Here is a 24,426-nt window from a genome sequence, read left to right as displayed (position 1 = left end):
CATCGTTTTTATAATATTTAATATTTTTAAAACACTGTTTAAAAAAGCAATAAATTATTCATACCCTATATATATGACGTGATTTTCATTAAACATTGCAGATTTTAAAAGGTATCCTCATGACCGTTAGTCCATTTGATGATTTTCGTGCTTTGCTTACAAATTTACCTGTTGCTGATGAGTTTTCTATAATTTTGGCTAAAAAACGGCAAGAAAACTTAACAAAAGCGCGAGGAGCATTAGGAAAACTGGGAGATATTGCTGTTTGGTATGCGGGGTGGAGAGGTACAGAAAAACCTATCGTAACGCGACCTTTGGTCGCTATTTTTTCTGGAAACCATGGTATTGTAGAAGAGAATATTACACCATTTCCACAATCTATGACACAAAAGATGGTTCAAAATTTTGCATCTGGTGGTGCTGCTATCAACCAAATTTGTATAGCTTATGATCTTGGATTAAAAATATTCGATTTAGCACTTGAATATCCAACAATGAATATTACGAGGGATGCCGCGATGGACGAGCGGAGTGCGGCTGCTACAATGGCATTTGGTATGGAATCTATTGCTGGTGGGACAGATCTTTTATGTATCGGTGAAATGGGGATTGGAAATACAACAATAGCTTCAGCTTTATGTTTTGCATTATTTGGTGGAGAAGTTGAAGAGTGGACAGGAAATGGTATGGGATCGGAAGGTGATTTTTATCAACGTAAAATAGCAGCGATTAAGAAAGCCGTCGCTTTGCATAAGGAACATTTTAATGATCCTTTTGAGATAATGCGCCGCTTAGGAGGACGTGAAATTGCTGCTATGGTTGGTGCTATTTTAGCGGCAAGAATGGAAAAAATACCCGTTATTTTAGATGGTTTTGTGGCAACGGCCGCTGCTGCTATCCTTTATAAAATGCATCCAAGAGCTCTTGAACATACCCTTGTTGGACATGCTTCTTCTGAGAAAGCTCATCGTAAACTTTTAAAAAAAATTGGTAAAGAACCACTTCTGGATTTGGGAATGCGCCTTGGTGAAGGAGCAGGAGCCGCTATGGCTGCTGGTATTGTCAAGGCTGCTGTTTTAACACATGCGCAAATGACGGTTTTGGAACAAGAAAGTTTGAATACATAAAAGAATGATGAGAAGGATATAAAAAACTCTTAAGAATTTTGTTCACTCGCCTTTTCGTGTAATTTAATATAATTAAGTGGAAGTTCTGTTGTATATTTAATCTGTTCCATTGCGAAAGAAGATGAAACATCACGGATGTCAATTTTAGAAATTAATTTTTTATAAAAAAGATCATAAGCTTCAATATCGGGAACAACGACACGCAATAAATAATCAATATCTCCACTCATTCGATAAAATTCAATAACTTCACGGAATTCTTGCACAATTTTTGAAAAACGCTTAAACCATTCATGACTATGAGTGTTTGTACGAATAGAAACAAAAACAGTAACGTGCGCATTTACTTTTTCTGGAGAGAGAACGGCAACGCGTCGCTGAATGACACCATCTTCTTCAAGTTTTTGAATTCTACGCCAGCAAGGGGTGGTCGAAAGCCCAACTTTTTTAGCAATATCAGCGACAGAAAGTGTCGCATTTTCTTGCAGAAGATGTAAAATTTTTCGGTCAAGACGATCCATATTTTTTCTCAATAGTTTATAAAAATTTACGCACTAAACGACGCAGATATACAATAAGCTCATCGTTAAACCATGGATTTTTCTGTAACCAAGAAGTATTTCGCCATGATGGATGAGGCAAAGGCATAACATTATAGCCTCGAGGTTGAGAGATGGAAAGGATATTTTTCCAATCACGAACGGTTGCTGAAACGGTTTTATGTTTTAATTCTGTAATATGCCACTTTTGCGCATAACTGCCAATAGCAAGAACAAGCTTTATTTGAGGCATCGCTTGAAATATCTTTTCATGCCATATTTCTCTACATTCACGTCGTGGCGGCAAATCAGCTTTATTTTTGTCATAACCTGGAAAACAAAATCCCATAGGAACAAGTGCAAAAAGAGATCTATTATAAAATTCTTCTTTTGTTACATTAAGCCAATCACGTAATCTTTCGCCAGAGCGATCATTAAAAGGGATAGATGTTTCATGAACACGCAATCCTGGTGCTTGTCCTGCAATTGCAATTGAAGCCGTATCAGATAAATAAACCACGGGATTGGGTTCATGAGGAAGAGGAGGAAAATAATGTGGTTGTTGGATACAAACCCGACAGGAATAGATTTTTTTTTCAAGTTTGATAATCTGACTACATTGTTTCATTGGTCAATAAAATTTAAAAATATTTTTCTTATTCTGTGCGAGGATTTGCTTTGCGCCATTCTTTCGGTCGTTGAAAACTTGATGCCCATATCCCCCTTTTTTTTCTTCTGGCTTCTTGCTCTTCTTTGGGATACTCATAATAGCTTACAGCCCAACCATTCTGTACAAGCATTGCATTGATATTGCTGACTTGTTTCGTTTGACATGTTGCAAGAATGCGGCGATATTTATCTGTTTTATGCCAGTGACATGTGACAATTTGATTTTCGAGTAGTTGTTCTAAATATTTTTTTGCCTCAAGCCCACAAGGGTATTGTGCATCTTTTTTTCCACAAAATTGGTGGAGCTCGGGAGCATCAATTCCAACCAGTCGAATCTTAATGGAAGAAATCGTGATGGAATCGCCATCCATGATTAATGCCTTTCCTTCAACAGAATTTTGAGAAGAAAATTTTTCTTTTTGAGGTAACGGTTGAGTCTGCTTAAAATAAGTTGCCATAATGATAAGCATGCTAGAGGCGACAAAAATACTAAAACCGATAATTTTTTTTAAGCTTCTTAGATTAAAATGAGAAAGAAATTTTTTCATGAAATAAAGAAACTGCTACTATCATTATAACGCATTTTATAGAGTATTACGTATAATTCTTTCAAAAAACTTTTATTCACATGACAAAACAATATCTCGTTTTAATGATAAAATCTTTGTTAGATATCACAATAATCAAATACTCATGCAGTATGATATGTAAGCAACTTAAAAAATAAATCAACTCAGCCAAATTTGTACAGAACATACAAATTTAAAGTTGTACAGATTTTAAGGTGAATTTTTTAAGACACCAAAAAACACTCCCCAGAAAATAACTTTGAAGAGCAATAACGCCACATTTCTTTTAGAGTATAAAACCTATCAAGAATGATTGGCTTATTCATTTAATTTTTGTTTCTTTAAATTCAACGTGCTTTTTTACAACTGGATCATATTTACGTTTGCTCATTTTATCTGTCATTGTACGGCTGTTTTTCTTTGTTACATAAAAAAAACCAGTATCTGCAGTTGATAAAAGCTTGATCTTAATGGTTGCTGCTTTAGCCATAATGTAAAAACCCTATTTATACTGAAAAAAATATTATCCCTGCCAAAACTTATTTCTGACATCATCAGATTTCCCGGCAACACTACGGATGTTCTCAAAAAAGTCAAGAGCTGATTAATTTTCTTATAAGTTGAACAAACACCAAAATGGCATATAAACCGAAAAAAATAGCCATGGCTATTGAAAAACCGAAGGGTTTAAAAATATCCATGGATTTTCCAATAAAGGTCGGTCCGATGAGCATACCAATTCCATAGCAAAAAATAAAAGCTGAATTAGCAGCAGCAAGTTCTTGCCCCTTGAGACGTGCTCCTAAATGTGCAAGACTAATTGTATAAAGGCTCGCTGATACCCCCCCTAGAACAAACAGATCAAACATCAGAATCCATGGATATTGAGTAATCCATGGTACTATAAAAGTTCCCACAAAGCCTAAGATAGCGCAACTTATCAACGGATAGCGCCGATCTTTGGCGTAGTCACTTATCATGCTGATAGGAATTAAGAGGAAAACATTCCCGAGTGCAAGGGTTGCCATAAAGTGTGCTGCTTCATTCTCATTATAACCAATGGATAAACTAAAGGGTATTATAAGCGTTAATGTGCCCATTTGAATGGCCCCGTAAACAAGGACCGCCATCATCGCGCTTGGAACGTGAAAAAGATAACGAAAAAATGGCGTATATTGATTTTTTTGAAATTCTGGACTTAATTTCCAAGCTGCAAGAATTGGTATAGTAGAAAGTATAATAAGGCTATAGCCAACAGCAAAAGGAATAAATCCTTGTGTTCCCACTTTTGCTAGCAGCGTTAGACCTATCACAAACCCTAATCCTAAGACAATAGCGTAAATAGAAAGGACCAAACCACGTTTTCTAGGAGGAGCATAACTGTTGATCCAAAACTCTGACAGGATAAACATAACTGTCATGGTGAAATGTAATATAAACTTTAAAATGAACCAAACCCATATGGGATCAAAAAAATAGAATCCTAAAAAACTTAAAGATCCTATCGCCATCATAAGCAATATTGTTTGAGCGATGCCTAAGCATAAAGCAATTCGAGACGTAAAAATAGCTGCAATAATTGTGGCAATTCCACCAACTGTTCCACTATAACCGATCGTACTGTTGGAAAGTCCTTTCTCTGTCATAAGAATAGAGACAAGTTGTGTTCCCATTGCCAATGCTGTTCCAACAGTGCCAATGGTTGCAATAGCTGCAATAATTGCACGTAAAGAATTATTTTGAGCGTCAAAGAATTTTTTCATGAAAATAGTTTAAGGTACTTTTGTTTATTCAAACAACCAAAAGGTGAGCTGAAATAAAAGAAAGATCAAACCAACTTTTGCAGATTTTCTCATTTCATTGAGTATAAAAAACTCTGCAATACTTTTAATAAAAAATAAAACATATATGTTATTATATGCTAAAGAAAGCGTATTGTATACATAAAATAATATAGAGAATAAACAGTATAGAAAATTTATTGTGTTAAATCATTATTATATTATTAATTATTAAAGAGGGAATAAAAAGCTTAATTTATTTTTAATTAATATTTCCTTCTTCCATAAAAAGTGCGCTTTTGTTTTTTTAATTTGTTTTTATGGTAGGATGTCGATGAAAATTTGATTGGACGAGGCTCTGTTAAGAGTTCAAAGCCTAAAGAACCAGCAAAAGGTTGTACAGTTATAAGTTTTACTTCTACAATATCACTGAGCTGATAGCCTTTATGGCTATGTTGTCCTACAAGAATATGTTGCGCTTCATCAAAATGATAGTAATCATTTTTAAGTGTAGAAATATGGACAAAACCATCTGTATTGAGTTTATCAAGTGAGATAAAAAGGCCTGCTTTTGTGACTCCAGAAATGCGGCCTGTAAAAACACGGCCGATTTTATTCGTTAAATAGTGAGCAACAAGCCGATCAATCGTTTCTCTTTCAGCCATCATTGCACGACGCTCATATAAAGAAATTTGCGTAGCAATTTCTACAAGATTCTGTTCTTGTGTATCAGTTAATTGATCATTTCCTAGTTTAAGAGCTTTAATGAGTGCTCGATGAATAATGAGATCAGCATAACGACGAATTGGTGATGTAAAATGTGTATAGTTCTGCAAATTCAAACCAAAATGGCCACTATTTTTAGGATTGTATTCTGCTTGTGATTGTGAACGCAAAATAACTTGATTGACTAGTTCTTTTTGTTCGGTATGAGCAACCTTTTCTAAAATTCTATTAAGGCGTGCTGAAGTTAATTCTGCACTTTTGGAGAGGGATATCCCTAAACTTCGAAGGAAATTCCGCAATATTTCTTGTTTGGCAAGAGAGGGTTTGTCATGAATACGATAGATGAGGGGCTGATGATGTTTTTTTAATGTTTCAGAAGCAGCAATATTGGCTTGTATCATAAACTCTTCAATCAAACGATGAGCTTCTAAATGTTCTTCACTCACAACATCTTGGATGCATCCATTTTGATCAAGAATAATTTTTTTTTCTGCTATTTCTAATTCTAGTGGTTGTCGACGATCTCGCGCTGCTTCAAGGCATGTATAAGCTTCCCATAAAGGGTGCAAGATATTCTCAAGCAGGGGAGCGATTTTTTTATGGATATGTCCTTTTCTTGCCAATTGTACTTCTTGATAGGAGAGTTTAGCTCTTACACGCATCATAATACGATGAAAACTATGTTTTTGTTTATTACCGTTTGCATCAAAAATCATACGAACGGCTAAAGCTGGTCTTTCTTTTCCTTCATGCAGAGAACACAAATCATGAGAAAGGCGTTCAGGCAGCATTGGTACAACGGTATCGGGAAAATAAATAGAATTTCCGCGTTTTAATGCTTCTTTATCTAAAGCACTTCCTGTTTTGATATAATAAGAAACATCCGCAATGGCCACAATAATAATCCAACCACCATTATTTGTAGGGTCTTCATCCTTGCTTGCATAGACTGCATCATCATGGTCTTTTGCATCTGGTGGATCAATCGTAATAAATGGCAATTGTCGCCAATCTTCGCGATTATCCATATTGGCAGCTTTGATATGTTTAACTTGCTCAAGAACGCTTTCAGGAAAAATATAAGGAATTCCTTTTGAGAGAAGAGCAATCATTGAGAGCGTTTTCTCACTCTTAATATGCCCTAAAACATTTTTTATTTGCGCACTTTTCAGTCCATAACCAGTATTTTTTTTTATTTCAACTTCGACGAGATCACCCGTTTCAATCTTCATTTCTGGAGATATTTCAACCATGAGCTCATCGGTTTTGTGGTCTATAGGATCAAGGCGCCATTGATTATTTTCCAACTTTCGTACAATACCAAATGTGCTCTTTGGGGATACATCAATTTTACGAATAATTCGCCCCGTATAAGAGGAACTTTGAGAATTTTTATTTCGAAAAACTTTTACAAGAACATGATCTCCAACGCCAATGCTCCCTCCCTTTATGTGATGAAAAGAGTGTATTTCAATATTGGGCTTTGGAGTATCTTCCCATTCAAAAGGTTGTGCAATAAAACTGCCATCTTTATCACGACCGCTGATTTTTACTAAAGCAACAGGGGGTAATTTTTTTTTGTTTATTGCCCTTTTACGCTGTTTAGATATAAGATTTTGATCCTTTAGTGCACGTAATATATCTCTAAGCCAAATACGAGAATCGCCTTTTAAGTTAAAAGCTTTGGCGATTTCTCGTTTACTTGATCGATCAGGGTTCTCATTGATAAAGGAAAGAATTTCTTCCTTATTGGGCAATTTTTCTCCCTTGACTGAGGAGAGGTATTTTACGTTTTTTTCACCTTTAGCCAAAATTTATGTCTCTTTTGTTTTTGCTTTTGTTTTGGAAGAAGCTCTTTTTGAAGTTGTCTTTTTACTCGATTCTTTAGCCGATATAAGCTCTAATGCCTCTGTAAGTGTTACACTAATGGGATCTTTCTCTTTTGGCAATGTTGCATTAATTTTACCCCAATTGATATAAGGACCATAACGCCCATTGCGCACGGTGACAGTTCCTCCTTCTGGATGCTCTCCTAATGTTGCCAATGCTGCAGATGTTGTTCTGCTTTGCTTGGTTTTATTTTCTTGTTGTTCTGCCAATACTGTAACAGCGCGATTGATACCAATATCAAAAACTTCATCTGCATGAAGAAGGCGCGCAGATTTTCCATTATGGCTAAGGTAGGGACCATATCGTCCAATTGTCGCCGTGATTATTTTTCCAGTTTCAGGATGGACGCCAATTTCACGGGGAAGAGATAGTAAAGCCAAGGCTTTTTCAAGGGTTATATTTTCTGCCTGCCATTCTTTTGGTAGTCCTGCACGTTTAACTTCTTTGCTTTCACCCAATTGAATATAGGGACCAAAACGGCCATTGCGAAGAGAAATATCTTTTCCAGTTTCAGGATCAAGACCAAGCATAACAGGTTCGTCATTGCGCACAGCTTCATTCTCTTCTTCTGTATCTGTACCAAGTTGGCGTGTGTATTTACATTCAGGATAATTGGAACAGCCAACAAAAGCACCATAACGACCGAGTTTTAATGATAACTGACCATTTTTACACAGAGGGCAGGAACGCACATCACTTCCGTCTTCGCGTTCAGGAAAGGCAAGAGGTGCTAATGTCACATTTAAAACATCAAGAACATTGGCGATACGGAGTTCTTGGATATTGCTAATAGATGCATTAAATCCATCCCAAAAATCGCGTAATACGTCTTTCCAAGAAAGTTTGCCATCAGAGATAAGATCCAGCTTTTCTTCAAGATCTGCTGTAAAACCATATTCTACATAGCGATTAAAGAAATTTTCAAGAAAGGCTGTAACAATACGCCCCTTAGCATCAGGAATAAGTTTGCGCTTATCAATGACAATATACCCACGATCACACAATGTTGCCAATGTGGAGGCATAAGTTGAAGGACGACCAATTCCTAATTCTTCAAGCTTTTTAATTAAGGAGGCTTCAGAATAACGGGAAGGGGGCTCTGTGGTATGTTGTACAGATTCAACCTTTTCTTTTGTAAGTACTTCACCCGTGTTTATTTGTGGTAAACGTGTTGATTCATTTTCTTCATTATTTTCTTCGTCTCGTTGATCCGTATAGACGGAAATAAACCCGTCAAAACGCACAACAGATCCTGTTGCACGAAGATTTGCACGGTTGTCTCCCTGCTGGGCTTCAATTTCAACGGTTGTACGTTCAATTTCAGCAGAACACATTTGGCTAGCAATAGCGCGCTTCCATATCAGCTCATAGAGCTTTGCCTGATCATTGTCGAGAAAATCACGGACTTGGTTGGGGGACCGTTGAAAATCTGTTGGGCGGATTGCTTCATGCGCTTCCTGAGCATTTTTTGCCTTTGTTGAATAAAAACGCGGTTTTTCAGGAATATAGTCCTTTCCAAAAGATTCATAAATTACTTTTCTTGCAGCATCAATGGCTTCTGGTGCTATTTGCACACCATCGGTACGCATATAAGTAATAAGTCCTGCCATTTCACCGTTAATTTCAATCCCTTCATAAAGCTTTTGGGCAATTTGCATCGTGCGAGAAGCTGAAAAGCCTAATTTTGAAGAAGCCGCTTGTTGTAGTGTAGAGGTTGTAAACGGAGGAAAAGGATTTCTCTTTGTAGGTTTTGCTTCAACACTGAGTGTATGATATTGAGCCTTCTCCAACATAAGGCGAATTTGATCTGCTTGTTCTTGAGATTGAATATCAAGTTTGCCAATCTTTCTTTGATTAAACATTGTTAATCTGGCTTGGAAATGATCATTTCGGATGGTTTTTAACTGTGTTGTAATGGACCAATAATCTTCTTTGATAAAATGTTCTATTTCTGATTCACGATCACAAATAATACGCAAAGCAACCGACTGAACGCGCCCAGCCGAGCGTGCACCAGGGAGTTTACGCCATAAAACAGGTGAAAGTGTAAAACCTACGAGGTAATCGAGAGCACGACGTGCAAGATAAGCATCGACAAGTGATGTATCAATATCACGTGGATTGTTCATGGCATCAAGTACAGACTTTTTAGTGATGGCATTGAAGACAACTCTTTTAATAGGTTTATCTTTTAAAACTTTTTTTTGACGAAGAACATCCAGAATATGCCATGAAATAGCTTCCCCTTCACGATCAGGGTCTGTTGCTAAGATAAGGCTGTCGGCTTCTTTAACGGCTTTTGCTATTTCATTTAAACGTTTAGCAGCAGCAGAATCTATATCCCATTTCATCGAAAAATCTTGATCCGGTAAAACGGAACCATCTTTTGCAGGCAAATCACGAACATGTCCAAATGATGCGACAACTTTGTATTGAGACCCAAGATATTTATTAATTGTTTTTGCTTTAGCTGGAGATTCAACGATAACGATATTCATAATTTTACCCGAATATTGAAATAAAAACCTTTTTATAAACGCCTTTCACGCGAATAGCTAATGGCAATTGCTTAAGAACAGATAAAAAAAATATTAGCCATATAAAAAACATGAATATTGTACAACTTGTGATTGTTATTATTAAAGCGTACCCTATATGGAATTACACGATTTGTTTTCCACTGTTATTACAAAAATGTACGGCGAAATACTAAGATAACGTCTATTGAGAGGTAGGAGGGGAAATGCTCAAGGATAGAGGATTATGTTTATAAATCATTTGAAAGTTATCCAATATATTACAGATATGTCAAAGCAAATGAATCAGATGGCGCATCAGGCGCGTAGTCCGCTTTTAGCATTGCTGTTGGATATGGTTGCCAAAGAAGGGCAAAGCATTATTAATAGTGCTGAGGCTCTTGGGGAAGATCAAGATTCGACAATGACACACAACCACCAGAGTGTCGAATAAGCTTTCCAGCAAGGTCGAGTTCTACCAACAAGAGGTAGAGAGTTGGGAGTGAAACACCTGAGTGCGTACTGAGTGTGTCTAAGTCGATTGGTGTTGTTGAGAGCGCGGAGAGAACTGCTGCACGTGCTGCATCATCATTTGTTAAAGAGGGCTGGCTGTTTTTTTCGTCTACTGAATTAAAATTCTCCTTTGCAAGTTGTAAAGAGGGTGGTTCCTCAAAAAAATTGAGTTGGGAATTTGGAAGTGGTGAAATTAATGGTGTAAGTGTTTCTATGATGTCAGAAGGATGTGTGGTGAGTAGAGCGCCGTCCTTGATAAGGTTATTTGTACCAACAGATCTTGGATCAAGTGGAGAACCGGGAATGGCAAAAATCAATCGTCCCATTTCAGCGGCTTGACGCGCGGTAATTAAGGACCCGGAGCGCAGGGCTGCCTCCACAACCAAGAGACCAAGCGATAGAGCTGCAATAATACGATTTCTTCTCGGAAAATCGATAGCGCGTGGCTTCCAAGAAATGGGCATCTCGCTGATGATGGCTCCACCGTTGGCGATAATATCTTCATGCAACTTTTTATTTTCAGGAGGATAAATATGATCAATTCCCCCAGCCATGACTGCAACAGTTCCTGTTTTTAAACTTGCTTGATGCGCAACGCTATCAATTCCACGAGCGAGCCCAGAAATTGTTATAAAGTCTGCTTCTCCGAGAAAATGTGCAAATTGAGCCGTAAGCTTTTTCCCAGCAGCTGAAGCATTTCGAGAGCCTATAATTCCAATAGAAGTTTTTTGAAAAATTGAAACATTCCCTTTGATAGCAATAAGTGGAGGAGGAGCTTCCGTAACCTTAAGAAAAGCTGGATAATCTGGTTCTCCCATACCGATAAACCGAACACCTAATCTTTCAGCTTCTTGTATTTCTTTTTCCGCATCTTCTAAGCTTGCTATTTTAAGTAATGCAGAACCACCTCCTTTTCTACTAAGCTCTGGCAGCGCTGCTAGAGCATTTTCTGCTGTTTTATAATGATCAATGAGATTGCGAAAACTAACAGCTCCAATATTTTCACTGCGCAATAACCGTAACCAGCTTAGACGTTGACGATCAGTAAGCAGGATTCCTTTATTTATCTCTGTTTTGCGTACCAATCTTACTTTCTTCCCCAATGAGTAATCTACTGATATTTGCAGAATGTTTTATGAACACAAATAGGCTCATCGCGATCAGCATACAACAGAAATAAGAATCGGAAAAATAAAAAACAAATATCGGCGTGATCGTAACTGCAACAAGCGCAGATAATGAAGAATAACGCATGAGAAGAAAAATCGCACTCCATACAATAATAAAAATAATTGCTGCAGGCCAATAGACTCCTAAACAAACCCCTAGATAGGTAGCAACACCTTTGCCACCTTTAAATTTAAGCCATACGGGAAAAAGATGTCCTAAGAAAGCAAAAAAACCCGCTAGAGAAACAAGGATACTATTGTCTTGCGGATCACTAAAGAACTTTATAACAAAAACAACGATAGCTCCTTTCAACATATCACAAAGAAGTGTTAGAGCAGCAACTTTTTTATTTCCTGTTCGTAAAACATTTGTTGCACCAATATTGCCGGAACCGATTGTTCGTATATCGCCAAGTTTTGCCAATCTCGTAAACAGAAGACCAAATGGAATCGAGCCAATGAGATAAGATACGAGGAAAATAAACCATGGAGTGAACTGAAAAAATATTTCTGCTTCATTCATTAAAAATCTCATTAAGTTTGTTGATCAAATTGAAAAACGGATTTCCCTTTCACAAAGGTCTGGAGCACGCGTCCTTGAAAACGTGCATTCTCAAAAGGGGTATTTTTTGAACGTGAATAGAGCTTCTCTGTCGAAACAACCCATGGTTCTTCAAGATCAACGACAATAAGATCTGCATAAGCACCTTTCTTCAGTGTTCCAGCATTGAGTCCAAAGAGCTTTGCAGGCGTCGTTGACAAAAGTTCAGTTATCCGTAGAAGAGATAAGCTCTCATCATGATAAAGACGTAAGGCTGCACTCAATAAGGTCTCCATACCAATAGCGCCAGCTGCTGCGTCATTGAATGGTAAACATTTTGTGTCGATACCCTGAGGATCATGGGAAGAGACAATGACATCTATAGTTCCATCTTTTATTGCTTCAATCATTGCTATACGGTCTTCTTCTGTCCGCAATGGGGGCATGAGGCGGAAAGAAGTTTGATATTGGCCAATGTCATTTTCGTTGAGAGATAAATGATTAATCGATACACCGGCTGAAATTTTCTCACTGCGTTGCTTACTTAAACGAAGGGCATCAGCAGACAGTGCTGTTGATATCTGGGCGGCATGATAGCGTGTTTGCGTTAATGCTGCTAAGCGCAGATCCCTTTCAAGTGGGATAACTTCTGCTTCACGGGGGATGCCAGAAAGGCCAAGCCAACTGGCAAGCAGTCCTTCATTCATTACGCCTTGTCCTGTAAGATCTTTATCTTGCGTTTCGTGTATCAATGGGACATCAAAATCGCGTGCATAAGTCATTGCACGTCGCATAACAGATGAATTTTGAAGTGTTTTTTTTCCTTCACTAAAAGCAACGACTCCTGCATCCTTGAGTAAACCAAATTCGGTTATTTCTTGTCCGTTGAAAGCTTGTGTAATTGCCGCAACGGGATAAATATTGACCGCTGACATTTCCTCTGCTGTACGCTTAATAAATTGAACGAGGGCAACATTATCAATAACTGGATGCGTGTCTGGCATCATAAGAAAGGAAGTAATACCACCGGCTGCGGCTGCTTGACTTGCAGATGCAATTGTTTCACGGTTTTCATTTCCTGGTTCTCCAACAAAAACACGTGCATCAACAAGTCCAGGGAGAATTGCTTTGTTTTGTGCATTAATAACTTCTGCCCCTGCAGGGGTTCCCTGATTCAGAGCTTCTTTTCCAGAAGCTACAATCCGCCCATTTTCAACAATAACTGTACCAATTTCATCGATTGCACGTGAAGGATCAATAATACGAGCCTTTTGAAAAACAATCGGTTTTATCATTTTTTTTCTCCATTGATCTTCAAGCGTGAATCTAATAAAGCCTCCATGACCGCCATACGCACTGCAATTCCCATTTCTACTTGGGTATGAATCATACTTTGTGGTCCATCGGCTATGTCAGATGCAATCTCCACACCACGGTTTATGGGACCAGGGTGTAAAATAATGCAATTGTTTTTGGCATAAGCTAAATTTTCTTTATGTAAGCCAAAATAATGAAAATATTCACGCGTGGAGGGAATAAAAGAGCCTGTCATCCGCTCATTCTGTAAGCGTAACATCATGATAACGTCAGCATCTTTAAGGCCTTCTTTCATGGTGTTAAAAACCTCAACACTCATATGATTAATTTCGGCGGGTAAGAGTGTTGAAGGGGCAACAGCACGAACACGAGCACCCAAAGCATTAAGACTAAGGATATTAGAACGTGCAACACGTGAGTGCAAGATATCTCCACAAATGGCAACAGTTAATCCTTCAATACGACCTTTTGCTCTCTTAATGGTGAGAGCATCTAATAAAGCTTGGGTTGGATGTTCATGAGCACCATCACCTGCATTAATGACACAACAATCAACTTTTTGCGCTAATAAAGCTGCTGCTCCCGCACTGCTATGGCGAAAAACCAGTAGATCTGGCTTCATTGCATTAAGCGTTGCAGCTGTATCAAGTAAAGTTTCCCCTTTTTTTACAGATGAGTTGCCGATCGCGACACTCATCACGTCTGCTCCCAACCTTTTGCCTGCTAATTCAAAAGAAGATTGTGTTCGCGTAGAAGCTTCAAAAAAGAGATTAATTTGAGTCCGTCCGCGCAAAATAGATTTGGTTTTATCAATTTTGTTAGAAAGGATAACATTTGCTTCTGCACGCTCAAGCAATGTATTAAGGTCTTGTACACTCAGATCTTTAATAGCTAAAAGATGTTCATGAGGGAAAAGTGAAAAAAAATTATCTTGAATCATAGCATTCTTCTTTATCTCTCTCTAAACAGGTTAAACAAGCATTTGTTTGAATATGATAAATGTTTCTTAACTCTAAAAAGACAAATAGTCTATGATATGAATGATTTGAATATAGGAATAGACCTATGAGTGCTGTCTCTGCGCAAAATGCTCGTCGAAAAAATACATTTCTTAGCGATACGCTTATGTTTCGTGTGGCCTCTACTTTGCCTAAGTTTTTATTAGCAAGTTTTGAAGAAATAGGGGATTTTGCTGCGAGTCGAGAAGCATGGAAGCTTTCTTGCTTAGCGAATCATTATAAACCTTTATTGTGTTATAACGATGAATGGGGAAAGCCAACAGAAAAATTAGAAATACATTCTTCCTATCAAGACCTTCAACGATATTCTAGACAAGCGGGGTTGGTTACCTCGCTTTGGGAAAATACTTCTTCAGAAAATGGAGTACGCTATCAAGCGCGGGCGATTCGTTTGGCTTTATCTGCTGGTTTAGAAACAGGGCATTTGAATGAGGTTATTATAACCAGTGCAGCAATTGCTGTCTTAATTAGTGATAGTGAGCTTTTCAAAAAATGGCAAAATGTCCTTTTGTCACGCCAATATGATTCTTCATCAAAGCCTATTCATCATAAAAAATCTGCTTCTCTGACGTGTGCCTTTGATGATATTGAACAATACGCTTTCAATTTTCCAAGTGTTAAGAAAATTTCTTTCGATGAAAATATGGAACGCGATCTGTATCGCTTAAATGTCGTAAAAACCAATGTTATTAATCCTACAGCTGATGGATACCTTGTTAGTGCAGATTTAAATGGTCATTTAAGTTGCTTTTTTGTTCCACGTATACAGGAAAATGGTGCATTAAATGGACTGATATCGATTCGTCATTTAATTCAGCGTTCTGGAGAACTTTTAACACCAGAGGGGGTTGTTGATTTTCAAGGCAGTTATGGCTGGCTTTTGGGAAATGCTGGAGAAGGTCTTAAAGTTATTAAAGATATCGAGACGATGATGCGTTTTGATCAATCTGTCATATCGGCAGGTGTTTTGCGCGCAGCCCTTCAATTTGGTATAGATTTTTTCCGGAAAAAAATGCCAAATCAGCCTTTACCACCACTGACAGAACGTATTTTTGCAGATATTGCATTAGATATTGCTGCTTCACAAGCATTGGTTTTGCGTTTAGCGCGAGCGTTTGACAATGCAGCAAATGACCGTTCTGAAGCAGCTTTTGCGCGCATTATGACACCTATTATTGCTTATCACGTCAGTCAGTTGGTTGTGCCTATTATTGGTGAAATTATTGCACAACTTGGTATTGAAAGCTTTATAGAAAATAATCCATTATCACAAATGTTGCATAATGGGCCTGCGCGAATTGTGAGAAATAGTTCTGCTAATCAATTGGTAAAGGATGCCATTCTTATTGCTGAAAAGGCACCGGGATTGTTTCAGAAATTGTTGGAAAAAATTGCTCTTGATATTGGACCAGCAGGACCACGCGCCATTGAAATTATTAAGTCTGCCGGTGATATGGCCGCTGCAAATGAAGGTGCAGGAAGGTTTTTTGTTGAACAAGTAGCCTATGCAGCAGCTGCTGCGTCATTACGTTCTACGGATATAGAACATGTTGCAAATGCCTATATGGAAAGCCGACTTGGAGGACAATGGAGATCTTCCTACGGGATGCTCATTGCACGCTATAATGCAGGGCATTTGCTCAATGTTCTTTATCCTTCCATATGATGAAAGTTGTGAATTCTATTGAGAGCACCTTGCAATATAAAAGCGGCGGCGGCCGAATCAATTCTGCTTGCTCTTTTAGCGCGCGATACATTCATTTCTAAAAGAGAACGTTCTGCAGCAATTGTTGATAAGCGTTCGTCCCAAAAAACAAATGGAATTTTTGTATGCTCTTTCATATTGCTCACAAAAGCTTTGGTTGCTTGAACACGAGAGCCACTGCTTCCATTCATGTTAAGAGGTAAGCCAATGATAATAACGCCTACATTTTCATGATCAAAAATTTTAATAAGTGTGTGGGCATCTTCTGTAAATTTTTTTCGCTGGAGCACAGGACGCGGATTTGAAATAGTTAATCCCATATCAGAAATTGCAATTCCAATCGTTTTTGTCCCTAAATCTAAGCCTGCTATTGTTTGGCCAGGCAAAAGATGTGTTATAACTTCATTTATATTAATAACAGCCATAGGGATTATAATACGTTTTTTAATGTTTCAGATCTATAATTATATTCCTTATTTATGTTATCTAATATTCTTGCGCTTGTAAGCAGAGCCTTGTATAGCCAGAATAAAGATCAATAAATAAACAAAAAACAGAAAGGCGTAAAAAGTATGTCTGTTGATCAAGAAACCGTCAAGCGGGTTGCACGTTTAGCGCGGATTGCCATTCACGATAATGAGGTGGAACCTATGACAAAAAAATTCAATGCTATTTTAGGTTTTGTAGAGCAATTGAATGAAGTTGATGTTAGTGAAGTTGATCCATTAACATCTGTGATACCGATGACTCTACGAATGCGTGAAGATAGTGTTACAGATGGCAATAAAGCAGCAGATATTGTCGCCAATGCACCTGTTACAGAAGAAAAATTTTTTCTTGTCTCAAAAATTGTTGAGTAACTTTTTATATTTTTGAAATTTGAGAACCAATATGACCGATTTAACAACCCTCACAATTGCACAAGCTCGTGATGCTCTGATAAAGAAAAAGCTTAAAGCAACGGAATTAACGGAAGCTTATTTAAAAGCAATAGAATTGGCTAATCCAATTTTGAACGCTTATGTAACAATAACAGCAGAACAAGCAAGAAAAATGGCTGCTGAATCAGAAGGCCGCTTGGCGAGAGGAGAGGGGGGGCTTTTGGAAGGAATTCCCTTGGGAATTAAAGATCTTTTTGCAACCCGTGGCGTTCATACTCAAGCCTGTTCAAATATCCTTGATGGTTTTAAACCGCATTATGAATCAACCGTTACGGCTAATTTATGGCAAGATGGTGCCGTGATGTTAGGGAAACTTAATATGGATGAGTTTGCTATGGGCTCCTCTAATGAGACATCATATTATGGTCCCGTTATTAGTCCATGGAGAAAAAAAGGCTCGAATGAAAAACTCGTCCCCGGTGGTTCATCGGGGGGATCGGCAGCCGCTGTTGCCGCACAAATTTGTGCTGGTGCAACAGCAACAGATACAGGTGGCTCAATACGTCAACCAGCAGCTTTTACTGGAACTGTAGGAATAAAGCCAACTTATGGACGTTGTTCACGATGGGGCGTTGTCGCGTTTGCTTCGTCCCTTGATCAAGCTGGACCTGTTGCTAGAGATGTTCGTGATTGTGCTATCTTACTCAGATCAATGGCCTCTTTTGATGAAAAAGACTCTACTTCCATGAATTTACCCGTTCCAGATTATGAAAGTTATCTTGGCCAATCAATCAAAGGAATGAAAATTGGTATTCCAAAAGAATATTATCTGGATGGAATGCCTTCTGAAATTATTGAACTTTGGCAAAAGGGAATAAATTGGTTAAAAGATGCAGGTGCTGAAATACACGATATTTCTTTACCTCATACACAATACGCTCTACCTTCTTATTATATTATCGCTCCTGCAGAAGCCTCTTCTAATTTAGCGCGTTATGATGGTGTCCGTTTTGGTTTGCGCGTGCCTGGAAAAGATATCATTGAGATGTATGAAAATACGCGTTCTGTTGGTTTTGGTGATGAAGTCAAGCGGCGTATTTTGGTTGGGACTTATGTTCTTTCATCAGGTTATTATGATGCCTGTTACCTAAGAGCTCAAAAAGTAAGAACACTCGTAAAACGTGATTTTGATCAATGTTTTGATTTAGGTATTGATGCTATTCTTACACCAACAACACCAACACCTGCCTTTGGTATTGCTGATGAAAAAATAAAAAATGATGCTGTTGCAATGTATCTTAATGATATTTTTACGGTACCCGTTAACATGGCTGGTTTACCAGGAATTTCTGTTCCTGCTGGTCTGTCATCAAATGGTTTACCCCTAGGATTGCAACTGATTGGTAGACCTTTTGCTGAAGAAGTCATTCTTCAAATAGCACACATTATTGAACAAACCGCAGGAATATTCTGTGCAGAAAAATGGTGGATATAATCATCAAACCCATAAGAAAGCATTTCTTATCATTGATGAAAAATGCTTTTTTAAAAGGGGGAGGGATGAGTTCTATTTCCTTAATGTCTCACTTTTATCCACCAAGATAAGCTTCTTTAACACGGGGATCAGAAAGCATCGCTTTGCCTTCACCGTGAAATAAAATATGCCCTACCTCTAAAATATAAGCATAATCAGCTATGGAAAGTGCAGCAAATGCATTTTGTTCAATAAGAAGAACAGTTTTTCCCATATCATTAATTTTTCGGATAATCGAAAAAATCTCCCGAACGAGAAGGGGGGCTAACCCCAACGAGGGCTCATCTAAGATGACCATATTAGGATTGCTCATGAGGGCGCGCCCTACAGCAACCATTTGTTGTTCCCCACCTGACATTGTTCCTCCCAACTGTTTTGATCTTTCACGCAGGCGCGGGAAAAGATCAAATATCCATTCAATATCACGAGAAATTCCCTGTTTATCATGACGGATATAAGCGCCTAAATGGAGATTTTCTAAAACAGTGAGATGGGGCATAATACGCCGCCCTTCAGGACTAAGAGCAATCCCTAATCGCAAAATCTCTTCTGGTGATTTTTTAACAATTGATTCGCCATTATAGGTAATTTCTCCATAAACAGAGCGATTAAGTCCTGTAATAGAACGTACAATACTGCTTTTTCCTGCACCATTGGCTCCAATTAAAGTAACAATACTTCCTTTTTTTATGGACATAGAAAGATTTTGTACAGCTTTAATGGCGCCATAATGAACGTGAAGATTTTTTATTTTAAGAATATCCATAAACATCTCCGCCAAGATAAGCTTCAATAACTTTAGGGTTATTACGAATTTCATCTGGTGTGCCATTGGCAATGCAACAGCCATGTTCCATAACCAAAATATGTTGACAAAGCCCCATAACCACTTTCATATCGTGCTCAATAAGAAGAATTGTAAGATCGAAGTCTTTTTGCACTTTTGCTATGAATTTTCTAAGATCTTCACTTTCTTGTGGATTCATGCCAGCGACAGGTTCATCAAGAAGAAGCAATTTAGGCTTTGTGGCTAACGCGCGTGCAATTTCTAAACGTCGTTGCACACCATAAGGTAAAGCTGTTGCCAATTGATTGGCAAGATGATCAAGTTGTAACCGTTCAAGAAGTTCCATGGAATTTTTATAAACTTCCTTTTTTTCTTTCATTGCTTTTGAAAAAAAGAGAGCTGAAGAAAACCAAGGATATTTTTGTCGAACATGCGCCCCCACCATAACATTCTGCAAAACCGTTAATCCTGAGAAAAGGCGAATATTTTGAAATGTCCTGGCAATATGACGCCTACAGATAATATAAGGAGGTTCTCCAGAAATTTTTTGTTCATCAAAAAGAATGGTGCCGCTTGTAGGGGCATAAAACCCAGAAATCATATTGAAAACTGTTGTTTTTCCAGCACCATTGGGACCAATTAACCCAGTAATACTTCCTCGTTTAATGGCCATATTAACTTTATTGACAGCCACTAATCCGCCAAAACGCATTACAATATCATTGAGTGAAAGGATGGCGTCGTTCATAGCTTTCCCTCAGTATTAGAAAGCTTTTTGCGTGTCAAAAAGCTATAAATTCCATTCCATGAAAATTCACGTTGTCCCATCAATCCTTTTCTCCAAAACAAGATAATTACCAGCAATAAAAGAGAAAAAACAACCATGCGAAGTCCTGGTGTTTCTGGAATATGTATAAAACCTAAGTCAAAAGGACTTTCAATAATACGAAGCCATTCAAGCATGACTGTAATAATAATGCTCCCAATAATGCTTCCTGTAATTGAACCAAGACCACCAGCAACAACGATCATTAAAATATTAAAAGTGAGCAAAAAATTAAACATTTTCGGATCAATGGTTGAAATAAGAGCAGCCATTAAGGCGCCACCTATACCTGCAAAAAATGCTCCAACAGTAAAAGAAAAGCTACGATAGAAAAAAGCGTTAATTCCCATAGTCTTCGCAGCGATTTCATCATCACGAATAGCACGTAATACGTTACCAGTATTGCTTCGCAGTAAGAGGACAATAAAGAGAACTGTAAATGCTAACCAACCGTAGTTCCACCATAATGTTGCATTCTGAGGTATTCCTTTGATTCCCAAAGAGCCGTTTGTGAGTGATGTTGCGTTCGTAATGATGATGCGAATAATTTCCGCAAAACCCAATGTTGCAATTCCAAGATAATCGCCACCAAGACGCAATATTGGCAAAGCAATCAATAAACCAATAACAGCCGCACACAAACCGCTTACAACAACAGCGACAAAAAAAGGTAACTGCAGATAATACAATGGTTCAGCGATAGGCTCCAAAATCCACATCATCTCTTTTTGTTCAGGAGAAAGAAGTAAAATTGCGCAGACGTAAGCACCAATAGCCATAAAGCCGGCATGTCCAAGAGAAAACATACCTGTGAAACCATAAATCAAATTAAGCGAAATTGCCAATATAGCATTAATAGCAATCAGATTTATGATACGAAGCGTATAGTCATTAAAATGGCTGTCCGCATAAAATAAAAAACCTATAAGAACTAAAATACTGACACACGATAAAAAAGTTGTCGCTGACTTTGCCATTAGATTTTCTCCTGATTTTTTTTACCCATTAATCCCGTGGGCAATACCAATAAAATCAGAATCAATAAAATGAAAGCGAAGGCATCTCGATATCCAGATAGCGCGGGAAAAAATGCGATAATCATAATTTCAATAAACCCTAATAACAATCCTCCTAACATTGCTCCTGGTATCGAACCAATACCTCCAATAACGGCAGCGATAAAGGCTTTGAGACCCGGGAGAACGCCCATATAAGGATGAATTTGAGGATAACGTAAAGACCACATAATGCCTGCTATAGCGGCAAGTGCTGAACCTATCCCAAATGTAAATGCAATAACTTTATTGACAGAAACCCCCATCAAACGCGTCGTTTCAATGTCATGGGAGATTGCACGCATAGCAAGACCAGGTTTTGTTTTATGAATAATCCATAACAGTAAAACAATAAGAATCAGTGATACAATGGGAACAATCAGAGACATGGGAGCAATTCTAATGATACCTTCTGCTTCTGATCCTAGATGCCATAAAAATGGTGTTACCAGAAAATCTGGCTGTTTTACACCTTTGGGAACACCACTAAAGAGTACTGTAGAAAGATTTTCAATGAAAAAAGAAACACCAATTGCACCGATAAGTGCCGAAATACGGGGAGCATGGCGTAAAGGTTTATAAGCAAATTGATCAACAGTAATCCCCACTGCACTTGTAATAAAAATAGAAAAACAAAGAGCTAAAACCCAAATCGGTGTAAAAGCTTGTGGGGAAATTTTAAAATAATAAACAAATCCTAACGCAAGAATTAAAAAAATAGCGATCCAATAAATTGGAGGGCGCCTTTTAAATCCTATAAAAACTGAATAATAAATTAGAGCAGCAAAGAATAAAAGAAGAAGTGCTGCCCAAGCAGGCATAAAGCTAATTGTGGAAAAGAAAACAAAATAGGCTCCCAGCATAAAGATATCACCGTGAGCAAAGTTAATCAGCCTCAGTATACCGTATACCATGGTGTAACCAATAGCGATAAGCCCATAAAGAGAACCTAATGCCAGTGCATTAAAAAAATACTGGATGAACATTTCAGTGCTCATCTCTCATCCTTCCACATTTGTTAATTTACATAGGATAATAAGAAAATTTTAAGTTTTTGGTTGAGAAAAAATCTCAACCAATTCTTGTATTTTAATAAGTACAACCCTTACACTAAAAAGCAGGCTTTACTTCTTCTAAATAAACACGTTTTCCATCTTGGATTTTAATGATACCAATAGGAATCCTAGGGTTATGATTTTCATCCATTGACATTTCACCAAAGGGCGTTGGAAAATCTTTTAATTTGCTCAGTTCAATCGTAATTTTTTCACGATCAGCGCTACCAGCATTTTCAATAGCCTTCATGAACATCATATAACTTGTGTATCCCAAAACTGAATTGATATTTGGCTCTTTGTCAGGATAAGCTTCTCTCCATTCTTCTGTGAATTTTTGCGCAGCTGCTGACATATTTGGCATATCCTCACTATAGGGAAGTGTTGTATGTAAGAAGCCTTCTGCAGCACTTCCTGCAATCGTAATAGTTTCTGGATTATCCATGGCATCTCCACCCATAATTTGAAACTTTGCCCCTAATTCACGCGCTTGTTTCATGATGATGGCACCTTCAGAAAAGTAAGATGGAATGAATAAGATATCAGGTTTTTGCGCGATGATCTGTGTGAGAACAGCTGAAAAATCCTGATCTCCGGAATTATAATTTAAATTTGAAATAACTTCACCACCTAATTTTTTAAAAGCACGCGTAAAATAACTTGCAAGACCAATGGCATAATCGCTTGAAATATCTTTGAGGATAGCAGCTTTCTTTGCATGTAAAATCTGGCTTACATAAGTTGCGATTCCTATCCCTTGATAGGAATCAATAAAGCAAGCGCGAAAGTAATATTTTTTACCCTGTGTAACAAGGGGACTCGTTGAAGAAGTTGCAATGGTTGGAGTCTTTGCTTTTTCAGATATCTCACCACCCGCTAATGAGAGTGAAGAACCATAGCTGCCAATGATTCCACTTACCTTTTCACTTGCTGTTAAACGCATAACAGCATTAGCCGCTTCCACTTTATCAGACTTATTATCAATAACAACAAGTTCCACTTTACGTCCCAAAATTTCTGGAACTTGTTTATGGGCTAATTCGATACCTCGAATTTCAAGCTGACCTCCAAAAGCATTTTGACCACTTAATGGAAGATAAACACCAATTCTGATAGGCTCACTCGCATAAACATTTGCTGTAAGCGCCATGAAAGCTGTGATTGTCGTAAGGATTTTCTTCAATTGCATTGCGCATTTTCCTTAATTGAATTGTCGTTTTTGCACCTTATATTGAACTTCTTCATCATGCAAGTTACACATTATGTAAAAAACTTTTTTTGTAGGGCACTCTTTGTAAGATATGTAAAGCGTACAATCAAATAGTTTTATAAATATTTTTTATAAATATTCATGTTGATATTAACATGTAAGAGATAAGACAATATGGGGAAATCTTATCTTGGGGCTTGCGTGTTGATACAAGAGCAATGTTTACTTAAACCTAGAGAATCAATATCGTGCAATTTATAAGCTACAGGATCACGTTATTATGACGAGTAAGGATGCATTAAAGGATTGTTCCCTATCTGAGGATAGTATAGGCGCTTGTGGGGAGATTATCGAAATCAGTGGTGTCATTAAGTGGTTTGATGGTAGTAAGGGTTATGGATTTATTGTACCTGATTTACCTCATTTCCCCGATATATTATTGCATGTTACAGTCATGCGAAGAGATGGTTTCCAAACAGCTTTGGAGGGCGCTAAAGTTATTTGCGCTGTGGAGAAAACGGAACGAGGGTTAAAGTGCGTTCAAGTGAAATCCATCGATTGTTCTTCTGCGGTTCATCCATCAGAAGTTCCAGCCCGTACTCATGTTGTTGTTACTCCAGAAAGTGGCCTAGAACGTGCAATTGTTAAATGGTTTAATCGTGATAAAGGTTTTGGTTTTCTTAGCCGCGGGCAGGGGACAGAAGATATTTTTATTCATATGGAAACGTTGCGCCGTTTTGGTTTAGCAGAGCTTCGTTCTGGACAAGTTGTTCTTGTCCGTTTTGGTAAAGGAGAGAAAGGTTTGATGACAGCAGAAATTTATCCAGATATAGGGTTTCCTTTTGCTACGCATTAAATTTTACGAGTGAAATCAGTATTTTTCTGTGTTTTTAAAGGGCGGTTATTGCATAAATGGCTATGGGAGTAGCTTTGTTATGGCTCTTGTGAATTTATAAACTAAGTGAAATAATGTGCATATCCTATTGAAGAAAATAAA

General features: G+C 37.8%; 23 protein-coding genes. 6 read left to right on the top strand and 17 right to left on the bottom strand.

Annotation, left to right across the window (positions count from 1 at the left end):
• Positions 1–119: 119 nt before the first annotated feature.
• Complete coding sequence (cobT, locus tag PVV57_RS05980; protein ID WP_273783634.1) at positions 120–1,127, top strand: nicotinate-nucleotide--dimethylbenzimidazole phosphoribosyltransferase; 1,008 nt, start codon at positions 120–122, stop codon at positions 1,125–1,127.
• Between the two features lie 29 nt (positions 1,128–1,156).
• On the opposite strand, the gene PVV57_RS05975 is transcribed toward cobT, so the two are convergent.
• From PVV57_RS05975 to topA, 7 genes are all read right to left on the bottom strand, one after another.
• Positions 1,157–1,648: an Lrp/AsnC family transcriptional regulator gene (locus tag PVV57_RS05975; protein WP_273718474.1), complete on the bottom strand. Its 492-nt coding sequence runs from the start codon at positions 1,646–1,648 to the stop codon at positions 1,157–1,159.
• 16 nt (positions 1,649–1,664) lie between these two features.
• On the bottom strand, positions 1,665–2,294 hold the full coding sequence (locus PVV57_RS05970) for a uracil-DNA glycosylase family protein (protein ID WP_273718473.1): 630 nt from the start codon (positions 2,292–2,294) through the stop codon (positions 1,665–1,667).
• A 28-nt stretch (positions 2,295–2,322) separates the two neighbouring features.
• Positions 2,323–2,883 carry a thermonuclease family protein gene (locus PVV57_RS05965; protein WP_273718472.1) on the bottom strand — a complete coding sequence of 187 codons (561 nt, stop codon included), beginning with the start codon at positions 2,881–2,883 and terminating at the stop codon, positions 2,323–2,325.
• Between the two features lie 343 nt (positions 2,884–3,226).
• The gene (gene rpmG, locus PVV57_RS05960) at positions 3,227–3,394 is read right to left on the bottom strand and encodes a 50S ribosomal protein L33 (RefSeq protein ID WP_004864083.1); all 168 of its coding nucleotides are present in this window, start codon (positions 3,392–3,394) and stop codon (positions 3,227–3,229) included.
• A 103-nt stretch (positions 3,395–3,497) separates the two neighbouring features.
• The gene (locus PVV57_RS05955) at positions 3,498–4,667 is read right to left on the bottom strand and encodes an MFS transporter (RefSeq protein WP_273718451.1); all 1,170 of its coding nucleotides are present in this window, start codon (positions 4,665–4,667) and stop codon (positions 3,498–3,500) included.
• A 284-nt stretch (positions 4,668–4,951) separates the two neighbouring features.
• Complete coding sequence (gene rnr / locus PVV57_RS05950; RefSeq protein WP_273718450.1) at positions 4,952–7,222, bottom strand: ribonuclease R; 2,271 nt, start codon at positions 7,220–7,222, stop codon at positions 4,952–4,954.
• A gap of 3 nt (positions 7,223–7,225) precedes the next feature.
• Positions 7,226–9,799, bottom strand: a complete 2,574-nt coding sequence (gene topA, locus PVV57_RS05945; RefSeq protein WP_273718449.1) for a type I DNA topoisomerase — start codon at positions 9,797–9,799, stop codon at positions 7,226–7,228.
• Between the two features lie 265 nt (positions 9,800–10,064).
• On the opposite strand from topA, the gene PVV57_RS05940 reads away from it, so the two are divergent.
• Positions 10,065–10,271 (top strand): hypothetical protein, encoded by a 207-nt coding sequence (locus tag PVV57_RS05940; RefSeq protein ID WP_273718448.1) that lies wholly within the window; start codon positions 10,065–10,067, stop codon positions 10,269–10,271.
• On the opposite strand, the gene dprA is transcribed toward PVV57_RS05940, so the two are convergent.
• The 4 genes from dprA to PVV57_RS05920 are packed head-to-tail and all read right to left on the bottom strand — an operon-like array spanning position 10,201 to position 14,297.
• Positions 10,201–11,433: a DNA-processing protein DprA gene (gene dprA / locus PVV57_RS05935; protein ID WP_404977242.1), complete on the bottom strand. Its 1,233-nt coding sequence runs from the start codon at positions 11,431–11,433 to the stop codon at positions 10,201–10,203. The two genes, PVV57_RS05940 and dprA, sit on opposite strands and share 71 nt — an antisense overlap.
• Complete coding sequence (gene plsY / locus PVV57_RS05930) at positions 11,390–12,022, bottom strand: glycerol-3-phosphate 1-O-acyltransferase PlsY (RefSeq protein WP_273718445.1); 633 nt, start codon at positions 12,020–12,022, stop codon at positions 11,390–11,392. Before plsY ends, dprA begins: the two co-directional genes overlap by 44 nt.
• A gap of 11 nt (positions 12,023–12,033) precedes the next feature.
• Positions 12,034–13,335 (bottom strand): dihydroorotase, encoded by a 1,302-nt coding sequence (locus PVV57_RS05925; protein ID WP_273718443.1) that lies wholly within the window; start codon positions 13,333–13,335, stop codon positions 12,034–12,036.
• On the bottom strand, positions 13,332–14,297 hold the full coding sequence (locus PVV57_RS05920; protein ID WP_273718441.1) for an aspartate carbamoyltransferase catalytic subunit: 966 nt from the start codon (positions 14,295–14,297) through the stop codon (positions 13,332–13,334). The genes PVV57_RS05925 and PVV57_RS05920 overlap by 4 nt, the downstream gene beginning before the upstream one ends.
• Before the next feature lie 125 nt (positions 14,298–14,422).
• Between PVV57_RS05920 and PVV57_RS05915 the strand changes: the two genes are divergently transcribed.
• A complete protein-coding gene (locus PVV57_RS05915) occupies positions 14,423–16,042 on the top strand; it encodes an acyl-CoA dehydrogenase family protein (RefSeq protein ID WP_273718439.1) in 1,620 nt (539 codons plus the stop codon).
• On the opposite strand, the gene ruvX is transcribed toward PVV57_RS05915, so the two are convergent.
• Positions 16,027–16,506 carry a Holliday junction resolvase RuvX gene (gene ruvX, locus PVV57_RS05910; protein ID WP_273718437.1) on the bottom strand — a complete coding sequence of 160 codons (480 nt, stop codon included), beginning with the start codon at positions 16,504–16,506 and terminating at the stop codon, positions 16,027–16,029. The genes PVV57_RS05915 and ruvX overlap by 16 nt on opposite strands.
• Positions 16,507–16,653: 147 nt before the next feature.
• Between ruvX and gatC the strand changes: the two genes are divergently transcribed.
• Both gatC and gatA read left to right on the top strand, forming a co-directional pair.
• Positions 16,654–16,941, top strand: coding sequence for an Asp-tRNA(Asn)/Glu-tRNA(Gln) amidotransferase subunit GatC (gene gatC, locus PVV57_RS05905; protein ID WP_273718435.1), 288 nt, complete (start codon positions 16,654–16,656; stop codon positions 16,939–16,941).
• A gap of 31 nt (positions 16,942–16,972) precedes the next feature.
• Entirely contained in the window at positions 16,973–18,457 is a 1,485-nt protein-coding gene (gene gatA / locus PVV57_RS05900; protein ID WP_273783633.1) for an Asp-tRNA(Asn)/Glu-tRNA(Gln) amidotransferase subunit GatA, read from the top strand.
• 94 nt (positions 18,458–18,551) lie between these two features.
• On the opposite strand, the gene PVV57_RS05895 is transcribed toward gatA, so the two are convergent.
• The 5 genes from PVV57_RS05895 to PVV57_RS05875 form a co-directional block, all read right to left on the bottom strand.
• Entirely contained in the window at positions 18,552–19,262 is a 711-nt protein-coding gene (locus PVV57_RS05895) for an ABC transporter ATP-binding protein (RefSeq protein ID WP_273718431.1), read from the bottom strand.
• Positions 19,249–20,031 (bottom strand): ABC transporter ATP-binding protein, encoded by a 783-nt coding sequence (locus PVV57_RS05890; protein WP_273718429.1) that lies wholly within the window; start codon positions 20,029–20,031, stop codon positions 19,249–19,251. Before PVV57_RS05890 ends, PVV57_RS05895 begins: the two co-directional genes overlap by 14 nt.
• A complete protein-coding gene (locus PVV57_RS05885) occupies positions 20,028–21,086 on the bottom strand; it encodes a branched-chain amino acid ABC transporter permease (RefSeq protein WP_273757708.1) in 1,059 nt (352 codons plus the stop codon). The genes PVV57_RS05890 and PVV57_RS05885 overlap by 4 nt, the downstream gene beginning before the upstream one ends.
• Positions 21,086–22,162: a branched-chain amino acid ABC transporter permease gene (locus PVV57_RS05880; RefSeq protein ID WP_273718426.1), complete on the bottom strand. Its 1,077-nt coding sequence runs from the start codon at positions 22,160–22,162 to the stop codon at positions 21,086–21,088. Before PVV57_RS05880 ends, PVV57_RS05885 begins: the two co-directional genes overlap by 1 nt.
• A gap of 112 nt (positions 22,163–22,274) precedes the next feature.
• Positions 22,275–23,408, bottom strand: coding sequence for an ABC transporter substrate-binding protein (locus PVV57_RS05875; RefSeq protein ID WP_273718425.1), 1,134 nt, complete (start codon positions 23,406–23,408; stop codon positions 22,275–22,277).
• A gap of 301 nt (positions 23,409–23,709) precedes the next feature.
• Between PVV57_RS05875 and PVV57_RS05870 the strand changes: the two genes are divergently transcribed.
• The gene (locus PVV57_RS05870; RefSeq protein ID WP_273718423.1) at positions 23,710–24,285 is read left to right on the top strand and encodes a cold-shock protein; all 576 of its coding nucleotides are present in this window, start codon (positions 23,710–23,712) and stop codon (positions 24,283–24,285) included.
• Positions 24,286–24,426 lie beyond the last annotated feature (141 nt).

The organism is Bartonella sp. AU15XJBT, assembly GCF_028618615.1.
In the GTDB taxonomy this organism is placed as follows: domain Bacteria; phylum Pseudomonadota; class Alphaproteobacteria; order Rhizobiales; family Rhizobiaceae; genus Bartonella.
This window is presented reverse-complemented; position numbering and strand designations above follow the sequence as displayed.